We start from the raw sequence: 17,476 nt of genomic DNA on the forward strand, positions 1-17,476 counted from the left end.
GCACCCCCTAGAAACGACGGCCGAATAGTCCGCCATCTTCCTTTGCATCGGTCAGGACGACAGGTAAAACATGTTCTCGTAGGTCAAACCCATCCGTCTTCTCTTTGTAAGCATCATCTTCGTTCATTGTGACAATATATTGGAATCTAAGCTCCCGAGCAGTTTCCGCCCCCACCTTCAACGCACTGACAACTTGTCGTCCATCCACCCCATCAAAAAGGTGGCTGTCATGCACCAAAAAACCGGGGCCAATCCCACGCTTCGCACAAAGGCGCATAAGCATCATATCAAAACAGAATATCTGCATGTTCTTTATACCCCTACTACGCGCGCCCTGCATGGGAAATTGAAAAACGGGCCCGTTGGAGGTTTCCTCGATAGTCATACTGCCGGCTGACTCATAAAGGCGTTTTGACGTCTCTTCGAAAGCGAGAATTGCCTCTGCCAAACGACCCTTTTGTTCTGAAAAATCCCGACGCAGGCGTATTGCTAGGTGATTTCGTTCAATTTCAAGCTCGTTTTTGGTGCCTTCCAACTGCTCGGCAGACTCAAAGCGTTGGCGTAACGATGCCACCTCCGATTCAAGACGGCCTGCTTCACCTTGCAGTTTTGCAAACTGCTCCAAAGCCCCGTGACTATCCAACACGCTCATAACTTCGGCTCGACGCTGATCGAGGCGTCGCTTCTCCACGCCTCGGGAGGCCATTCGCTCTTTGGCTGCGCCTAATTCCCCTGATAGGTAATCGCGTCGGTTACGGATTATCGACTCATGGAAACATCGTACTTCCTCGTAGCGTTTGACAGTTAGTCCCGGCAAGGCGACCCCCGCTTCAGCATAAATACTTTCAATCTCGATCTGTGATGGCGGCGCCTCTCCTTTCATAGCACTCTCAAGGTCATGGATTGCCGCAGTGTCTATGATGTTGACGTTGGATATGGTCTTAATTTGTTTCGTAATCTGATCCGCTTCTGCTTCAAGTAGTTCATATTGTGGCAACACGCGAAAGGCAGTAATTTGAGACTGCAAATCGATCAGTCGAGATTCAGCAACTGTCAGTTGCGTTCGAAGGTCGGCAGCCTTGCCAATGATGCTCCCGAAGGCGCCAGCTCCGGCGGCCTTCTTAAGTGCGGCAAGCGTTTTTTCTCGGTCGCGCACTTTCTGCCAGTCGCTCGCGATTTTCCAATCTAGACCAAGCAAAAACAACAGAGCCACCTGATAGTCTCCGGCCTGTTGCATGGCAGCCTGCTTCTCAGGTGTCATGAATGCCCCGCTATGTTGACGCCGGACGAAGTATGCAAAAAGTGATCTAAAGGTTGGGACGCGTCCCTCCATTTCGGATATAGCCTTCAATCCGAACATCTTTTCCCCAAGCGCCTGAACCCACTCAGAATTGGACAGGCTTGTTTTCCCATTTAGAAAAGCACCGCCCTCAACAAAAATTTTTGATTTCTCCTTTCCACAGCGCTTCACCGCTGCTCGATCTACACCAAGATCGAGATCAATGCCGAACATTTCACCGGCAACCGCTTCCCCTCGGAAAAGTGAATCTTTCCCAGCCTCAGAACCCGTGAGAAAATGAATAATCTCAATCAAGCTTGTTTTACCTGCCCGGTTCCGGGTTTGCTTTTCGGTTGCACCCGACTCCTTCTGAGCAATCAAGACATTTAGTCCATGGGTGAATTCAAGATTCTTAAAAGTTGTGAGGCTGCTAGAAATGCTATGAATCATGGTGTTCTCCGGGATAAAAGCCCATTTTGAAGGTCAATTGCACCAATGAGAAAAAGAAGGTCAAGAGCAAGAACAAAGCTGTCATAGCGCAAGGGTGGCACAATATTCCGCCCGATGTCCCTTCGCGGCAATTCTTCCCATAATGCGGACATCGTTTTCGGCTGTGGCAAGTGATGCAAGATCCGAGCCCCTATCGAGAGAAGCGCGCGGTCTTGAGAAAGATGTTTCGATGGCAGGATCATAACTCAAGAGTTTTAGGTTCTTCAAAAATATCACACCTCTCAAAATAATAAGCAATCACCGTCAAGACTGCCAGTTCATGCTCTGGCGTGCCGCGGTGGCCACCTCCAGCCCATGATTGTAGCTCAAAAAAAACCTCATTTGGGCTAAATTTAGTCCGGAGTTCTTGATATTTGGCCTTGAATGATTCAGCGATGCGCTCCCCTAACGTTTCGTCATGCCACTTGCTGAAGAAAGTTTCGACTAACAATGCCTTGGTGATACCAACCTTCAATAAATCGGTGACGCTTATAGACAATGCATTAGCTTCGATCTTCCCCATGGGCACTTCCCTCACCGCAAGTGCTGTCAGCACTGGTCGTTTTGCGATGGTTTCTAACACAACTTGTAAATCTTTAAAACCCAAATGAGTCTTGGTCTCTTCTGAAGGAACAGGTCCAAACCAAGACTGGAGGTCGTCGTGTGACAATCTACGAAATACGAGGCGAAATTCCTCTAAACCCCATGTTTCCAGCGTAATACCTGAATTGGCTACTTCAAAGTCGAGCACAAACTTTTGAACATGCGGAGGAATTCCCCCAGTTGCGTTGTGCGCGAAAACCCATTTATCAAAATGTTTACCCCAGTAGGCTTTGGCCCCCTCAAAATCCTCGGTAATTTTCGAAATTGCCTTGGATGCCTCCATCTCGTTTGGCGCATATACTTGAAATAATCTTCTTTCTGATTTCAGAAAACCATCGTTCTTACGGTCTCCCTGATTCCCCCATGGCCGACAAGCCATAAAATCAGCCTTGTAAGCCAAGCCCATCAATCTTTCGAAAAGTGACTGAAATTCGTTACCCTTCGCCCGGAGAAAGGCAATCTCGAAACCTTGCTCATAAAATGCTTTTTGTAGGCGGTCCATGTTTTAACCCTCCGTGTTTGCTATTTCTTCTCCCCACACCCGCCCCAACGTCGTCTGGATCTTCTTCTCAAATCGGACGATCAGTTCGCGGTTCGCCGCTACCAGCGCTTGCTCGGCTTCGATCTCCGCAATGATCGCTTTCTGCGTGGCGAGGGGCGGGAGGGGAATTTGAACGGAAGACAGAATGCCTTGGTTTAAGTTCTTCATTGTGACGCCAATGGCTTGTTCTTCGAGATATGCCCTAACCTTTTGAGATGCAATTTGGAAGAAAGCGAATCGAGGGAGGCACTTGCTTTTTAAACGAATGACAAAACTCCCAGTACCGCAAAGCCAGCCAGCCATGTCCGCAGAGACCACTGCACACCTTCCCATTTCACCTCGCCTACCGATAACAATGTCATTCCCCTGGACAGTGAATTCTTTTAGGCGGTCTCTGGTGGCAGCGGACACCATCTTTACACCATCAGTGCTTATAGCTCCATCGACTATGTTTTGCGGATTGATGACAGGTATTCCATCCGCGACGTAATCACTTTGGTGTAGAGCAGTTCCGAATGGACCGGTCATTATGGCCTCACACACCTCCCCCAACTCCACCATCGGCCACCCGGGGTCAATAGTGATGTGGGGGCAGTAGTTATCGAGGACGGCGCGGGCACCATCGATGACTTTCTGGTAACCCTCGATCTCTGTCACGATCTCCTTCTGTATCTCTAATGGCGGAAGGGGGATTTGAATCGACCTCAAGATCGGCATATTTAAACCGCTTCGTTCATTGTCTCCCGTTAATGCCCGAATTTCTGCATACATCGAGCGAAGCACCCAAAAGACAAACTCTACGACTGCTCGGGGTGGTTGCGCCGGGGTAATAGCAACGAGAGATTGGTTACAAGTAGCACCTTCCATACGCAGCAATGCAACTGTCCCGCGCGTTTTCCCCTGCCCATTAAGCGCGATTAAAACACTGTCCTTTGGTAAGATTCGGGCATTCGAGTTCTCCACTGCCTTCCGGGTAATGCGCTTCTCGCAATCCCAAATCTCAAACCCATGAATATCACCCGATACCAACCATGGAACGGACCCATTCTCGTAATATTCCGCGAGGGTTGAGGTTGGTGTTCCCCCAGTCATAAAAGTGCATATTTCTCCAAGTGAAACGGTTGGCCATTTTCCCTGAAGCATCCGTGTTTGCTCGCTATACCGCTCTCCACTGAGGTTGTAGTCGCCATTGGCGCCTATCTTTTCTTTTGGAACGATGAGTCCCGTGGTGATGGCTATGCTCTCGACTCGCTGCTTGGCTCGGATTGCTTGAAGGTAGGACTCCAATTCACCCTGCACTTGCGGAAGGTCATTTTTATTGAAGGCGCGGCGCTGAGCCCCGAGGCCGAAACCGTCGTTTTCAACTTTGAAAAAGGCGATGGTCTGGCATTGCCGGGCCAGGGATTTGTCGAGAATGAGAATACTGGTCTTCACTCCTGAGTAGGGATTGAAACAGCCCGCTGGCAGGGAGATGACGGCGACCAGGCTGGTATCCACCAGCATCTTGCGTAGTTCTTTGTAGGCGGTCTGGCTCTGGAAGATGATTCCCTCTGGCACAATGATGGCGGCGCGGCCGGTAGGCGTAAGATGCTCGGCCATGTAATCCACAAACAGGACTTCACTGCGCTTGGCCTGGATGGAGAAGCGCTTATGGGGCTTGATCCCGCCTTTGGGTGACATGAAGGGCGGGTTGGCCAGAATGACATCGGAAAAATCGTTCCAGCGCTCTTCGGAGGTAAGGGTGTCGTATTCGTAAATGTGGGGATCGGTAAAGCCATGAAGATAAAGGTTCACCAGGGAGAGGCGTACCATGTCGGGCGAGATGTCATAGCCCTTGAAATTCTTGGCGAGGCGCCCTTTGTCGTCAGGCGTCAATTTGCTGTGGCCCTTGGCGTCGGTGTTGTTGCGAAGAATATGCTTATAGGCAGAGATGAGGAAACCGGCGGTACCGCAGGCGGGATCAAGGATGCTCTCGCTTTTCTTCGGCGCGAGCACCTCTACCATGAAGTCGATGATATGGCGTGGAGTCCGGAACTGCCCAGCATCGCCCTGACTGCCCAACACGGAAAGCAGATACTCAAAGGCGTCGCCCAGCTTTTCGCTATGGTCATAGCTGAACTCGTTAACGATCTTGAGGAAAGACTTGAGCGTCTCGGGGTCACGGTACGGGAGATAGGCGTTTTTGAAGATATCGCGAAAGAGCGGCGGGATGCCGGGATTCTCCGGCATCCTGGAAATGCCTTCACCGTAGAGGCCAAGCATCTCGTGCCCACCAAGTGAGGGCGCCATGAGTTTGGCCCAGCCGTAGCGGGCGAACTCCTTGGTGAAAAACTTGCGCTTTCCCCCAAGCTCCTCGGATTCGGCATCCATGTCATCCATGAATTTATAGATCAGCGCAATGGTGATCTGCTCAACCTGGGATTTGGGATCAGGCACTTTGCCAACAAGAATGTCACGAGCGGAGTCGATGCGGCGTTTGGTGTCAGTATCTAGCATTTTGGATTTCTGATTGAGGATTTCTGATTGTATGGCACGTATTGTGAAAATTATTGATTGTTTTGTTTGGCGGTACGGCCAGATGCGACAAATATAGCGGTGAGTTCCCCGGCTTCTTGATGTAGTTGCGCAACCTTCCCTGCGGGAAGAAGCCCACCTTCCATAATTAATTCCATCCAAAGGGAACTTTCATCGGCTTCCTCGGCAACGACGCCAATCTTGGCGACAAACTCTGCTTTAGAACGGCTTCGGCATGAGGCACGATAATTGGCACCTACAGAGGTACCACTGCGCACAAGTTGATTTCCGATGGCTCGACCTGCAGTGGTTTTCGGCAACGCATCGACGAGTTTCAGCACTCTCAATGCAAAAACCTTCGTCCGTTGCTTCAGTTCTGCCTCGTTCATGAGCATTTTCTCCTAATCAGAAATCCGCATTCAGAAATCAAAAATCACTTTAAGCCGCAAATTGGTTCAGTGACACGTAGTCTTTAATATATTCCGGGATCAGTGTCCGGTATTTCGCGGGAACGGCCTTGAAGTCTTTTGTTGAGAAAGCAGGATTCGTGGCAAGATCGGCGTATTCTTTTTCGTCAATGATGTGGCGGACACGGCCGTCGGTGATGTAGGCCTTGAAGTAAGTTTTAATTGCCGGGATGGCCTCGGCTTCTTCGGGCTTGGTGTCGGCCACAAATTTGGCGAATTCCTCCTCCAGCAACTCGTCCTTGGATTTGAAACTGGGAATGAGACCGAAGATTTTCTCCAGGATCTCCCGCAAGGTGAGGCGCCGGTCCACTGCGGCCGCTTTGCGCAGTTTGTCCAGGGTGTAATATTCCCGGGGTTTGTCAAAAACCTCGCGGTTGACATAGTCAATGACTCGGTCCCACTGACCCGCCTCAATGGCGGCGGCAATGGTCTTGTTATCGCGTACGGCATCCTCGAATTTCTCAAAGAACATCCGGTCGATTTTCATCCCCTCATAGCCAATGGTCGCCTCCTTGACCGAGGCGATGATGTCCGCACCTTTATGATCATAAATACCACCAGGTGGGGGCGGTGGGTTGGGCCCCTCCCCACCTTTACCTTTCGGCTTGGGTAACTTCAGCACCTCGTCATACTTGAACTCCTGTTCGAAGTATTCGCAGTTGGCAAAAAAATCGAAAAGTTTATAGGCGCTCTTCTGGGGCTTTGTCACCCCCTCCTTGATGGCCGGATCAAAGACCTGTTCCAGAAAGTTGTGCTTACGGGTGCCGCGTCCCTTGATCTGAATGAAATCAGTAGGCGAGAAAATGGGACGGAACAGTCCGAGGTTCAGGATATCCGGACAATCATAACCGGTGGTCATCATGCCCACAGTCACACAGACCCGGGCCTTACTGGTCTTGTAGGCCGGAATGAAGTTGGCGGAACCCAGCAATTTGTTGTTGGTGAAGTTGATGGTGTGCTGCTGGGCTCCATCCACCTGAGAGGTCACCTGCACGGCAAAATCCGACTGGTATTTGCCGGGGAACATGCGGTCGGCCATCTGGTTCAGGATTTGCGTCAATTTGGCCGCATGGTTCTGGCTGACCGCAAAGATAATCGACTTGCCAATCTCACCGCTGACAGGATCACGAAGAGCATTTTCGATGAACGTCTTGCAAAACAACTGATTGGTGGAATCGGCAAAAAACCGCTTTTCAAACTCGCGCTGTTTATAGGCCTCCTCCTGGTCTTCCCCGGCATCATCCTTAAAGGTAACGACAAATCCCTCTTCGGAAAGAAGTTCGGTGGTGATTTCGGTGCGGGCATCCACCACCGTGGGATTAATCAAATACCCCTCCTTGACGCCATCAAGCAGGGAGTAGCGGTAAGTGGGCTGGCTGTTTTCGCACCCGAAAGTGCGGTACGTATCCAACAACAGTCGGCGCTCGGCTTCACGCGGGTCACGCGTGGAGGCCTTGGCATGATCAAACCGCTTGAGGTAGTCACGGGGGGTGGCCGTCAACCCCAGTTTATACCCGATAAAATAATCAAACACCGCGCGGGCATTGCCGCCAATGGAGCGGTGAGCTTCGTCAGAGATCACCAGGTCGAAATCCGTCGGCGAGAAAAGCTTCTGATATTTGTTATTGAACAACAGGGACTGCACAGTGGTCACTACAATTTCCGCATGACGCCAGTCGTCCCGGTTTTCCTTGTAAATGACGGTCTTGAAGTCGGCCGAAAGCTGGGCATCGAATGCTTTCTGGGCCTGGGTTTCCAACTCAAGACGGTCCACCAGAAACAGCACACGCCGGGCGTTGCCGGACCGCAAGAATAACTTGATCACCGCAGCGGCCGTCAAGGTCTTGCCGGTCCCCGTGGCCATCTCGAAAAGAAACCGGTCCTTCCCTTCTTTTACGGCCCGCTGTAAGGCATGGATGGCGTTCAACTGGTAAGGACGCAGAAAGCGGAGTTTATTGACCTGGATATAGCCGGGCCGCTCGGCTTCATTTTTCCAGGCCGCCTCGGATTGGTAGTTGGGGCACTGGGTCAGGACGATATAGTCCGCACCGACCTGATCCTCGCCCAGTTGTTCCGGATTGGGCTTAACCTGCTGGTAGCCGGCAACGGAATCCGGCGTAGGGAAAGATGTGATGAGGCAGGGATTTCCGCGTTCGAGATCCCAGAAATAATGCAGATTGCCATTGGAGAGGATGACAAAGCGGCAGTTTTGCGACTTCGCATACTTACGCGCCTGTTCTTTGCCGACCAGCGGGTCCTTGTTTTCGGCCTTGGCCTCCAGCACGAGGAAAGGGAAGCCTTTGGCATTGAGCAGGAGAAAGTCGATGAACCCTTTCCCGGCCTTCTCGAAGTTATTACCCAACGCATCAAGGTCATGCGCCTTAAGCACCACGCTGGGTTCAAGCTGAATGTTGGCGGGGCCGGCGTCGTCTGCAAAGAAACGCCAGCCGGCGGCTTCGAGCAGTTTATTGATCTTGATACGGGCGGTTGCTTCTTTATCAGCCATTCGTTTCCCTATTCCACAGATATGTTTTCGAGAGTGTCAAAAGGCCACCGGGAAGGCAAGAGCGATGACTTCACCGGTCCGGTTATTTCTTTTCGAGCACCGCCAGGACCCGGTCCAGTTTCGCATTCAACTGCTTCACCTCGACACTGTTCTTATAGGCCATGGCCACCACTTTAACGGATATCAGAAAGACACCCGCCTCCAGGAACAGGTCGTGAGTCATTCCTTTGACAAAAAAAAAGGATTCAGAACCCAGAATCCAGGAAGTGATCTCACTCCCCATTCTGACTCCTGAATCCTGACTTCTGGATTCTGTCTTTTTTATTTCCGCTTCACGGACTTGATCATGACCGCAGTGGCGGGGACATCGCCCATGCCATTCTTGTTGGTCGTCTTGACGGCGGCGATCTTATCCACCACGTCCATACCGGCCGTCACCTTGGCGAACACCGCATATCCGAAATCACGGCTGCCGTTATTGAGGAAGTCGTTATTGGCCACATTGATGAAGAACTGCGAGGTCGCGCTGTCCACCACCGCCGTGCGGGCCATGGCCAGGGTGCCGCGATCATTCTTGAGCCCGTTCTTAGCCTCATTCTTGATCGGCGCCTTGGTGCTCTTCTGGCTCATATTGGCTTCGAAACCGCCACCCTGGATCATGAAATTGGGGATCACGCGGTGAAAGACCGTGTTGTCATAAAAGGCCGCATCCACATAGGCCAGGAAATTACTGACCGACACCGGGGCCTTGTCCGCAAACAGTTCGATCTCGATATCGCCCTCGGACGTCGCCATCACCACCACTGTATTCGCTGTCACATTCGTCGTCATATTTGTCTCTCCTGCACTCACGGACCCCGCGAGCAGCATTGTTGTTAACGCCATCATTGATAGTTTCATAACTGACTCCTTAACCTAAACGCCGCTTATGGTATTACAGCCTGCGCTGCCGGTCAATATCGCCGCATTGCCAGCCCGATTCCTTTATTGCTATAGTGCATTCCATGACACCTCTTGAACTCATCCGCACGAAAACCGGTTTTATCTGCGACATGGACGGCGTGGTCTACCACGGAAACCAGCTCCTGCCCGGAGTCGTGGAATTTGTGAACTGGCTCAAGGCCGAACAAAAGAAATTCCTCTTCCTGACCAACAGCAGCGAGCGGTCCCCGCGCGAGTTGTGCCACAAACTCAAACGACTCGGCCTTGACGTCAGTGAAGACCATTTTTACACCAGCGCCCTGGCCACCGCCGCCTTCCTGGCCAGCCAGCATCCCGGCGGCAGCGTCTATGTCATCGGCGAAGGCGGCCTGAACAATGCCCTCTATGACGCCGGACTCACCAATAATGACATCAACCCGGACTATGTCGTGGTCGGCGAATCGCATGACTATACCTATGAGCGCATCTGCCGGGCAGTCAAACTGGTCCTCAAGGGCGCCAAGCTGATTGGCACCAACCCCGACCTGACAGGCCCGGTCGAAGGCGGACTGGTGCCCGCCACCGGCGCCCTGATGGCGCCCATAGAACTGGCCACCGGCAGCAAGGCGTACTATGTGGGCAAGCCCAATCCGCTGATCATGCGCAACGCCCTCAAGAAACTCGGTTGCCGCCGGGAGGAGTCGGTGATCATCGGCGACCGGATGGACACGGACATCATCGCCGGCGTGGAGTCTGAAATTGACACCATCCTGGTCCTGACCGGGGTCAGCACGGAGGCGGATTTAAAGCATTTCGCCTATCGTCCGCACCATGTGATCAAAGACCTGCAGACACTTTTATAAGCCGCCCGCCAGTAACTCCATGATGGTCTCCGCCACCTGGTCGGCGGTGGGTGTCGTCGTATCCACCTGATGAGGAATGGCGGCATACAGGGCCTTGCGTTTCTCCAGAAGCTCCACAATCCGCTGCATGCGGTCTTTCTCTTCCAACAGGGGCCGGTTGCGGTCCTTGGCGGTACGTTTGAAAATGGCCTCCGGCGTGGCCGTCAGACACACCACCCGCCCAGTCCGGCCATAGTCCCGGACATTGTCGGGATCAAGCACCACCCCGCCGCCACAGGCGATCACCAGCCCGTGTTGCCGGGAAAGCTCCTGCGACAAGGCCCGCTCCAGGGCACGGAAATGCGGTTCCCCTTCCTCGGCAAAAATCCGGGCAATCGGCTTTCCCGCCCGCTCCACCAGGATCGCATCCATATCCAGGAACCGCATGCCGAGCCGATGCGCCAATACCCGGCCAACCGTGCTTTTGCCGGTCCCCATAAAGCCCATAAGGACGATGTTGGAGAGGTTGTTATTGGTTATCAGTTCCTGGTGATTGGGACAGGTGGGGGCGGACCAGATCAGCTTTCCATCACAGAATGTTTTGATGGCGCGACCGATCAGCGGCCACCCGTCAAAGGGAGTGTTGCGGGATTTGGACGCAAACTCATCAGCGTTGACTACCCATTCATGTTCAAGATCCAACAGGACCAGATCCGCAGGCGCCCCCGGGGCCAGGGTGGGCGCAGGCCGGCCGATAATGCGGGCCGGCTCGGTCGTCCAGCGGGCGGCCCAGTCGAGTGCCGTCATCAGCCCCTTTTTGACCAGCAGGGTATAAGTGACCCCGACAGCCGTTTCGAGGCCAACCACTCCAAAGGGCGCGGTCAGAAATCCCTTGGCCTTGGTCGCCGCCGTGTGGGGCGCATGATCAGTGGCAAAACACGCCAACGAGCCATCCAACAAGCCCGCCACCAGGGCGGTGCGATCCGCCTCGCTCCGGACGGGCGGATTCATTTTGTAACATTCCGGTTTCGCCGCATCGACCATGGCATCAGTCAGCGCCAGATGATGCGGGGTCAGTTCGCCCGACACCCGCAGCCCGTCCTGACGGGCTGTCCGGATGAGATCCACCGATCCGGCCGCTGACACATGCTGGATATGCATCGCACAACCGGTGGTGCGGGACAGTTGAATGTCGCGCTCCACAATCACGGTTTCTGCCGCCGAGGGAATTCCCGCCAGGCCCAGGGCGCGGGAATACACCCCTTCGTGCATCACCCCCCGGCCGGCCAGTTTTCCATCCAGGGCATGATCCATCACGGGAATATTCAGCCGACCGGCTTCCTGCATGGCCCTTTCCATTACCTCATTACTGGATACCGTGCACCCATCATCGGTGAAAGCCACGGCTCCGGCCCGGGCCAGGGCGGCCAGATCAGCCACCTCATACCCCGACCGGCTCCGGGTAATGCAGGGCGCGGGCAAGACATGAATCAGGTTTGCGGCAGCGGCCCGCTCCGCCAGGGCGGCCACCTGCGCGGGCGTATCCAGCGCCGGATTGGTGTTGGGCATCACCACGATCGCAGTGAAGCCGCCGCGCGCGGCCGCCTGACATCCGGTGGCTACCGTCTCCGCCGCTTCATGCCCGGGCTCGCGGAGATGGACATGAAGATCGATCAGGCCCGGGACCGCCACCAACCCTTTTGCATCCATCACCACGGCGTCAGGCGGCAAAACATCGGGCACGGCGGCAAACACCCCGTCCTGGATGAAAAGGTCACGAAAAGCGTCTATTTGCTGGGCTGGATCGAGTATCCGAGCGCCTTTGATCAGGAAATTTCTTGTCATAGCTGCACATATACAACACCTCTAGCTTGACAGAAAAGCTATAAATGGTACTTTGTGCGCCTTTTGTAGAGAGGGACAACCGATGAAGATGACATATCATCCATCCAAAAAGAAACGTGCACGTAAATGCGGATTCCGGAAACGGATGAAAACGGCGGATGGCCGTAAAGTATTGGCGCGCCGCCGCCAAAAGGGCCGTGTAAAGCTGGCTGTATAAGCTTTCCGCCTCAAAGCAGTAGGGATGAAGATGAACGCCGTCGTCCGTTGACGGGAAGGGACACCCCTTTCCGTTTGGCGGGCGGCGCTTTGCCCGGGTGGGCAGAGCCGGCGTTCATTTCTTCTTTATTGAGCGCGCGCATGGGCGCGACCCGTGAGGGAGGGCTGGTTATTTATGGCAGTGCCAGCAGACATAGCTGAGGTCACGGTTCCAAAGGAACCGGATCGCCGCTTGCGGCGACATCAGCGCTTGAGATCCAATGCGGATTTTCAGCAGACGTATGCCCAGGGGAAATCCTGGGCCGCCCGCACCATGGTGCTATGGATCCGCAAGGCGCCCGACGCCTCGCTCCGGCTTGGTGTGGTGTCCAGCCGCGTGATCGGCAACGCGGTTAAGCGCAATCGCGCCCGCCGGCGACTGCGGGAAGCCTGGCGCCTCAACCGGCATCTCTTTCACGGCGACGTGGATATCGTGCTGGTGTCACGCCGGAACCTTCTCACCGCCAAATGGGAAGACGTGATTATCGATTTGTTATGGCTGGCCAGACGGGCCGGAATATTGACATGATCGGAAAGCTGTTTATTATCCTGATCCGGATCTACCAGCATACGCTGGCAGCCGTGCTCGGGGGACAGTGCCGGTTCCATCCGTCCTGCTCGGAATATGGCATTGACGCCATCCGGAAGCATGGCGCATGGCGTGGGTTTTGGCTGGGATTTAGACGGGTATTAAAATGTCATCCTTGGCATCCGGGCGGTTTAGACCCGGTGCCTGATGGGGACTCCAGAGGTAAAACGATATGAAAAAGTTTCTCACAAAAGACACGTTGATTTTGGTAGCCCTCTTCACGGCCATGCTGGCCTGGGGGCCGCTCTATCAGAAGTTTTTCCCCGCCCCCCCGACGAGATTAGCCCCCCCCGTGGTCGCAGGACTCACCAATGCCCCGGCCGCCGGCACCGGTGCCGTGGCTGCCGTCACCACATCCGCCACCACACCCGTGCCCCTCGTACCGGAACTCCGGCAGGCCGTCGCCCAACCTCGCGCACCCGAAGCCGTGGTGGAACTGACCAATGGACTGGTCCGCCTGACGCTCTCTTCCTATGGGGCCAGCGTGAAGCGCGCCGAATTACCCGCCTTCGCCATCCGCGTGAACAGCAAGGATCCTGTCATCCTGGACTTTGAAAAGGCTCCCGCCCTGACGTATCGCGGACTGGACGGACTGGACGAAACCGGCGACTTCACCATCACGGTCCTTTCGAATGGCACGGCCGCGCGCCTGGAAGCCACCACCCCGGCCGGCCTCAGGTTGACGCGGCGCGTCACCCTGGGCCCCCGTTACGAGGTGATGGTGGCGGATGAGTTCGCCAATACCCGTCACGACGCCCAAACCCTCCCGCCACACAGCCTGTCCGTAGGCAGTATGGCCATGCTGCCGGGTGAAACCAAGATGACGGGTATGGATTTTCTAGGCATTGACACCCTGTTCACCTCCGGTGAGAACACGGTGCGCCATTGGTCCAGCAAGGCCTGGTTCTCTGATGAGTTGACCCTGGTTAACTTTTTCGACGAAGCGCCACGCCGGGGCAAGGGCTGTGTCGGCCGTCCCGCCATGACCAAAATGCTGCCGCTTTCCATCAATGAGCACGTCACCCGCGACATGGCCTGGGTCGCCGTCAGAAATAAATTCTTCGTCCAGATCCTCAATCCCAAAGAGGGCGCGGTGGGCTGCGACCTGATCGTGGATCGCGAAGCGGGTAAATCAGAAACGGCTGACAATCCGAGCACCTGGCAAGCGGCCGCCATCCCCAGCCGCGTGGCCGCCGCCCTCTATTTCCCGGCGCGTCCGCTAGCCGCCGGTGAAACGGTTCGCAGGGAGTGCAGTTATTACGTCGGCCCCAAGGAAATCTCATCCATCGCCCCGATGGGCCTGCAGAAAAAGAACGTCATGGACTTCGGGATGTTCCGCTGGTTCTGTGAAATTCTGCTCTGGAGTCTGAACAAACTCTACTGGCTGATCCCCAACTACGGCGTGGCCATCATTCTGCTGACCCTGATTGTGCGTGTTCTTTTCTGGCCGCTCACCCACAAGGGGACGGAAAGCATGAAGCGCCTGCAGGAGTTGCAGCCTCAAATCAAGGACCTGCAGGCGAAATACAAAGACAAGCCCCAGACCCTCCACGCGGAAACGATGGCGCTTTACAAAACGCACAAAGTGAATCCACTGGGTGGCTGTCTGCCGATGCTGGTCCAAATCCCGGTATTCTTCGCCCTCTTCAGCGTCCTGCGCAGCGGCGTCGAGTTGCGTTTTGCCCCCTTCCTGTGGGTTCAGGATCTGAGCACGGCGGAAAACCTGTTCGCGGGCGTCCTGCCGATCCCCCTCAACTTACTCCCCTTGCTGATGACCGTGACGCAGATCTGGCAGCAGAAGCTGACCCCTGCCGCCGGTGACCCGATGCAGCAGAAGATGATGATGTGGATGATGCCCCTCATGATGCTGATGTTCCTCTACTCCATGCCCTCGGGCCTGGTTCTCTATTGGACGGCCAATCAGGCAATGATGATCATCCAGTTGATGTGGCAGCATCGGGCGAAGAAGGCCGTCGTCAGTAAGCAGTAGGCAGTGGGCAGTAAACAGTGAGGTAGAAAGAGATCAATGATCATGAACGGCTCGTGTAACGGCAGTCCAACGCTGGTGATCGCGGCATTCGGGGTGGTGTCCTATCTGCTGGGCTCGATTCCGAACGGCCTCCTGATCGCCCGTGTAAAAGGCATCGATATCCGCAAGGTCGGCAGCGGGAATATCGGCGCCACCAACGTCTACCGGTCCGTAAGCAAGTCACTCGGCATCCTGACCTTTGTCCTGGATGCGTTGAAGGGCGCCATCCCTGCCCTCTGGTTCCCTGTACAAGCCGCCCATTGCGCGCAGTCGCCACTCCCGCCGTGGCTACCGCTATTGTTTGGCGGACTGGCCATTGCCGGTCACACCTGGCCGGTTTACCTCAAGTTCAAGGGCGGCAAAGGCGTGGCCACCAGCGCAGGCGCCCTGATCGGCATTGCGCCCGCCGCCACCGGCATCGGCGTTTTGTGCTGGGCCCTCGCGCTCGTCACCCTCCGCTATATGTCAGTCGCCTCGATGGTCGCCGCCGTGGCGGTGCCTGCCGCCGGCTGGTGGCTTTACCGGGCCGATGGCCTGGCCCTCCCTGTGGCCCTGACCGCGCTTGGCGCATTGATTATCTGGCGGCATAAGGGCAATATCCAGAGACTGATGAATGGATCCGAGAGCCGGTTTGAGTTCAAGAAGAAGGCATCATGAGTAAAGAGCAGATTGCCATCATCGGGGATGGAGGCTGGGGGACCGCGTTAGGTCTGGCCTTGTTGCGAAACGGGCACTCGGTCCGGATCTGGGGCCCCTTCCCTGAGTACATCGCCCGCGTACGCACCAGCGGTGAGAACCAGGACTACCTGCCCGGGGTCCGCTTGCCCGGGGAGTTGGAATGGACCGCTGACCGCGCCCAGGCCGTTGCCAAGGCCTCCGTGGTGGTCCTGGCCATGCCGACCAAATATTTCCGCACCGTGTTGTCCTCCTTCACCGGCCTGATCCCGGCCCAGGCCCGCGTCATCAGCGTGGCCAAAGGCCTGGATGGAACCGATCACCGCCGCATGACGGAAGTGGCGGAAGGCATCCTCAACGCCGGACCGGTTGCCGCCTTGTCGGGCCCCAGTTTCGCCTCCGAAGTGGCCGTCGGCGCCCCGACCGCCGTCGTGATTGCCAGTCGGGAGGCGGCCTTGGCCCATTCCCTCCAGGCCGTTTTTAACAGTCAGAAATTCCGGGTTTACACCTCAGATGACGTGATCGGGGTGGAACTGGGCGGAACCTTGAAAAATGTGATCGCGGTCGGGGTCGGAGTGAGTGACGGACTGGGACTGGGCCACAACGCCCGCGCCGCGCTGGTCACCCGCGGGTTGGCGGAAATCACCCGGATAGGCGTCGCCATGGGTGCCAAGGCGGACACCTTTGCCGGCCTGAGCGGCATGGGTGACCTGGTCCTGACCTGCACCAGCCGGTTGAGCCGCAATTATTCAGTGGGTGAACGCATGGGGCGCGGCGAAAAAATCGCCGACATTCTGGCGGGCATGAAGCAAGTGGCCGAAGGCGTTGAAAATTCCGCCTCCGCCTGCTCGCTGGCGCAACACCTCTCGGTTCCCGCCCCCATTGCCCGTGAAGTCCACGCCATGGTGCATGAAGGGAAATCCCCTCTGGCGGCGGTGGAAGCCCTGCTGGGCCGCGACCCGAAGGCGGAGAGAGGGTGAAGAGAGTCGCGACTCTCTTCTTGCTTCCCTGCCTTTCTGGAGGATAATAGAGCCCATGACTAGCGGGAATCGATGGCACTGTTACGGGATGGGCCTCTGGATCACCTTGTGCCTTTGTGCCGGGGCCCAACCTGAGGCTCCGCCGGCAGCCCTGCCGGATTTTAACCGCTATGGCGTCATTCTGGAACGAAAACCCTTTGGCGTCGAAGCCCTTGCCCAGTCCCTGGAACCGCCTAAAATTTCCCCCGACATGTCCTTCACCGCCAAATTCAAAATGGCCGCGGTGACCCGTGATGATAACGGGGTCATCCGGGTTGGCCTGGTGGACCTCAAATCCAAGCAGAGCGTCATGCTGGGGGTAGGCGACAGCATTGAGGGCGTTGAAGTCGTCGAAGCCGATTACGTCAAGGAGCGGGCCCGACTCCGGCGGCCCCCTGAAGATTACTGGGTTTCCATGTCCGGCGGCTCGAATTCCTACGACATGGTAGGGAAAGAGCCGTCGCCTGAAGTTCAGCCCGATGCCGCTACCCCCGCGGCCGCACCTGCAGTAGCCACTCGTGCCAAGGCCGGCCGTTCCTCTTATGCCGCCCGCCGGGAAGCCCGGTTGCGCAAGGAGCTGCAACAGATCCAGGCGATCGAAGCCTTGCACGCGAAGGAATCCAAGACGGCGGATGCCACCTCCGTCGCCTCGGTCCGCGCCGGCCGCCCCAAAACGGATGCAAGTGGCAAAGCCGCCCCCATCAGTGACACCGGGCAAGCCCTGTTGCGGCTGCTCAAGAATGCGGATAATTCCGAACTGTCACCGGACGAAGTCAACTCCCTCCTTCAGGAGTATCAGAAGGAATTGATCCGCACGGGCCAGACCCCGCTCCCCATTCCCCTCACCCCCGAAACGGACCAGGAACTGGTCAATGAAGGGATCCTGCCGGCCGGGGAGTAGG

At 55.8% G+C, this 17,476-nt stretch carries 17 protein-coding genes; 8 read left to right on the forward strand and 9 right to left on the reverse strand.

What is annotated here, in order from left to right; translation table 11 throughout:
- Positions 1-7 precede the first annotated feature (7 nt).
- From WCS52_06050 to WCS52_06085, 8 genes are all read right to left on the reverse strand, one after another.
- Positions 8-1,729: an ABC-three component system protein gene (locus WCS52_06050; GenBank protein ID MEI6166737.1), complete on the reverse strand. Its 1,722-nt coding sequence runs from the start codon at positions 1,727-1,729 to the stop codon at positions 8-10.
- The gene (locus WCS52_06055; GenBank protein ID MEI6166738.1) at positions 1,726-1,971 is read right to left on the reverse strand and encodes an ABC-three component system middle component 6; all 246 of its coding nucleotides are present in this window, start codon (positions 1,969-1,971) and stop codon (positions 1,726-1,728) included. The genes WCS52_06050 and WCS52_06055 overlap by 4 nt, the downstream gene beginning before the upstream one ends.
- Complete coding sequence (locus WCS52_06060) at positions 1,968-2,873, reverse strand: ABC-three component system protein (protein ID MEI6166739.1); 906 nt, start codon at positions 2,871-2,873, stop codon at positions 1,968-1,970. The genes WCS52_06055 and WCS52_06060 overlap by 4 nt, the downstream gene beginning before the upstream one ends.
- Positions 2,874-2,876: 3 nt before the next feature.
- Positions 2,877-5,408, reverse strand: a complete 2,532-nt coding sequence (locus WCS52_06065) for an N-6 DNA methylase (protein MEI6166740.1) — start codon at positions 5,406-5,408, stop codon at positions 2,877-2,879.
- Positions 5,409-5,458: 50 nt separating this feature from the next.
- Entirely contained in the window at positions 5,459-5,815 is a 357-nt protein-coding gene (locus tag WCS52_06070) for a four helix bundle protein (GenBank protein ID MEI6166741.1), read from the reverse strand.
- A gap of 49 nt (positions 5,816-5,864) precedes the next feature.
- Positions 5,865-8,399, reverse strand: a complete 2,535-nt coding sequence (locus tag WCS52_06075) for a DEAD/DEAH box helicase family protein (GenBank protein ID MEI6166742.1) — start codon at positions 8,397-8,399, stop codon at positions 5,865-5,867.
- 82 nt (positions 8,400-8,481) lie between these two features.
- Positions 8,482-8,682, reverse strand: coding sequence for a hypothetical protein (locus tag WCS52_06080; protein ID MEI6166743.1), 201 nt, complete (start codon positions 8,680-8,682; stop codon positions 8,482-8,484).
- Positions 8,683-8,720: 38 nt separating this feature from the next.
- Entirely contained in the window at positions 8,721-9,299 is a 579-nt protein-coding gene (locus WCS52_06085) for a peptidylprolyl isomerase (protein MEI6166744.1), read from the reverse strand.
- A gap of 104 nt (positions 9,300-9,403) precedes the next feature.
- Here WCS52_06085 and WCS52_06090 point away from each other — a divergent pair, with 104 nt between their 5' ends.
- A complete protein-coding gene (locus WCS52_06090) occupies positions 9,404-10,183 on the forward strand; it encodes an HAD-IIA family hydrolase (protein MEI6166745.1) in 780 nt (259 codons plus the stop codon).
- On the opposite strand, the gene pyrC is transcribed toward WCS52_06090, so the two are convergent.
- Positions 10,178-12,007: a dihydroorotase gene (gene pyrC / locus WCS52_06095; GenBank protein MEI6166746.1), complete on the reverse strand. Its 1,830-nt coding sequence runs from the start codon at positions 12,005-12,007 to the stop codon at positions 10,178-10,180. The two genes, WCS52_06090 and pyrC, sit on opposite strands and share 6 nt — an antisense overlap.
- Positions 12,008-12,089: 82 nt before the next feature.
- Here pyrC and rpmH point away from each other — a divergent pair, with 82 nt between their 5' ends.
- The 7 genes from rpmH to WCS52_06130 all read left to right on the forward strand — a co-directional run bounded on the left by rpmH (position 12,090) and on the right by WCS52_06130 (position 17,475).
- Positions 12,090-12,224, forward strand: a complete 135-nt coding sequence (gene rpmH / locus WCS52_06100) for a 50S ribosomal protein L34 (GenBank protein MEI6166747.1) — start codon at positions 12,090-12,092, stop codon at positions 12,222-12,224.
- Positions 12,225-12,398: 174 nt separating this feature from the next.
- Complete coding sequence (gene rnpA, locus WCS52_06105) at positions 12,399-12,791, forward strand: ribonuclease P protein component (protein MEI6166748.1); 393 nt, start codon at positions 12,399-12,401, stop codon at positions 12,789-12,791.
- Positions 12,788-13,027: a membrane protein insertion efficiency factor YidD gene (yidD, locus tag WCS52_06110; protein MEI6166749.1), complete on the forward strand. Its 240-nt coding sequence runs from the start codon at positions 12,788-12,790 to the stop codon at positions 13,025-13,027. The genes rnpA and yidD overlap by 4 nt, the downstream gene beginning before the upstream one ends.
- On the forward strand, positions 13,024-14,841 hold the full coding sequence (locus WCS52_06115; GenBank protein MEI6166750.1) for a YidC/Oxa1 family insertase periplasmic-domain containing protein: 1,818 nt from the start codon (positions 13,024-13,026) through the stop codon (positions 14,839-14,841). The genes yidD and WCS52_06115 overlap by 4 nt, the downstream gene beginning before the upstream one ends.
- Positions 14,842-14,883: 42 nt before the next feature.
- Positions 14,884-15,537 carry a glycerol-3-phosphate 1-O-acyltransferase PlsY gene (gene plsY / locus WCS52_06120; GenBank protein MEI6166751.1) on the forward strand — a complete coding sequence of 218 codons (654 nt, stop codon included), beginning with the start codon at positions 14,884-14,886 and terminating at the stop codon, positions 15,535-15,537.
- Entirely contained in the window at positions 15,534-16,535 is a 1,002-nt protein-coding gene (locus WCS52_06125) for an NAD(P)H-dependent glycerol-3-phosphate dehydrogenase (GenBank protein ID MEI6166752.1), read from the forward strand. The genes plsY and WCS52_06125 overlap by 4 nt, the downstream gene beginning before the upstream one ends.
- A gap of 55 nt (positions 16,536-16,590) precedes the next feature.
- Positions 16,591-17,475, forward strand: coding sequence for a hypothetical protein (locus tag WCS52_06130; GenBank protein MEI6166753.1), 885 nt, complete (start codon positions 16,591-16,593; stop codon positions 17,473-17,475).
- The last annotated feature ends 1 nt before the right edge of the window (position 17,476 follow it).

It is taken from the genome of bacterium, from assembly GCA_037128595.1.
GTDB lineage: Bacteria > Verrucomicrobiota > Kiritimatiellia > CAIKKV01 > CAITUY01 > JAABPW01.

Bases quoted from the DNA above. Each gene is read 5' to 3' on its own strand.
- WCS52_06060 (MEI6166739.1), bottom strand. From the start codon at position 2,873: ATGGACCGCCTACAAAAAGCATTTTATGAGCAAGGTTTCGAGATTGCC.
- WCS52_06050 (MEI6166737.1), bottom strand. From the start codon at position 1,729: ATGATTCATAGCATTTCTAGCAGCCTCACAACTTTTAAGAATCTTGAA.
- rnpA (MEI6166748.1), top strand. From the start codon at position 12,399: ATGGCAGTGCCAGCAGACATAGCTGAGGTCACGGTTCCAAAGGAACCG.
- WCS52_06055 (MEI6166738.1), bottom strand. From the start codon at position 1,971: ATGATCCTGCCATCGAAACATCTTTCTCAAGACCGCGCGCTTCTCTCG.
- WCS52_06090 (MEI6166745.1), top strand. From the start codon at position 9,404: ATGACACCTCTTGAACTCATCCGCACGAAAACCGGTTTTATCTGCGAC.
- yidD (MEI6166749.1), top strand. From the start codon at position 12,788: ATGATCGGAAAGCTGTTTATTATCCTGATCCGGATCTACCAGCATACG.
- WCS52_06125 (MEI6166752.1), top strand. From the start codon at position 15,534: ATGAGTAAAGAGCAGATTGCCATCATCGGGGATGGAGGCTGGGGGACC.
- WCS52_06115 (MEI6166750.1), top strand. From the start codon at position 13,024: ATGAAAAAGTTTCTCACAAAAGACACGTTGATTTTGGTAGCCCTCTTC.
- WCS52_06085 (MEI6166744.1), bottom strand. From the start codon at position 9,299: ATGAAACTATCAATGATGGCGTTAACAACAATGCTGCTCGCGGGGTCC.
- WCS52_06075 (MEI6166742.1), bottom strand. From the start codon at position 8,399: ATGGCTGATAAAGAAGCAACCGCCCGTATCAAGATCAATAAACTGCTC.
- plsY (MEI6166751.1), top strand. From the start codon at position 14,884: ATGAACGGCTCGTGTAACGGCAGTCCAACGCTGGTGATCGCGGCATTC.
- rpmH (MEI6166747.1), top strand. From the start codon at position 12,090: ATGAAGATGACATATCATCCATCCAAAAAGAAACGTGCACGTAAATGC.
- WCS52_06065 (MEI6166740.1), bottom strand. From the start codon at position 5,408: ATGCTAGATACTGACACCAAACGCCGCATCGACTCCGCTCGTGACATT.
- WCS52_06130 (MEI6166753.1), top strand. From the start codon at position 16,591: ATGACTAGCGGGAATCGATGGCACTGTTACGGGATGGGCCTCTGGATC.
- WCS52_06080 (MEI6166743.1), bottom strand. From the start codon at position 8,682: ATGGGGAGTGAGATCACTTCCTGGATTCTGGGTTCTGAATCCTTTTTT.
- WCS52_06070 (MEI6166741.1), bottom strand. From the start codon at position 5,815: ATGAACGAGGCAGAACTGAAGCAACGGACGAAGGTTTTTGCATTGAGA.
- pyrC (MEI6166746.1), bottom strand. From the start codon at position 12,007: ATGACAAGAAATTTCCTGATCAAAGGCGCTCGGATACTCGATCCAGCC.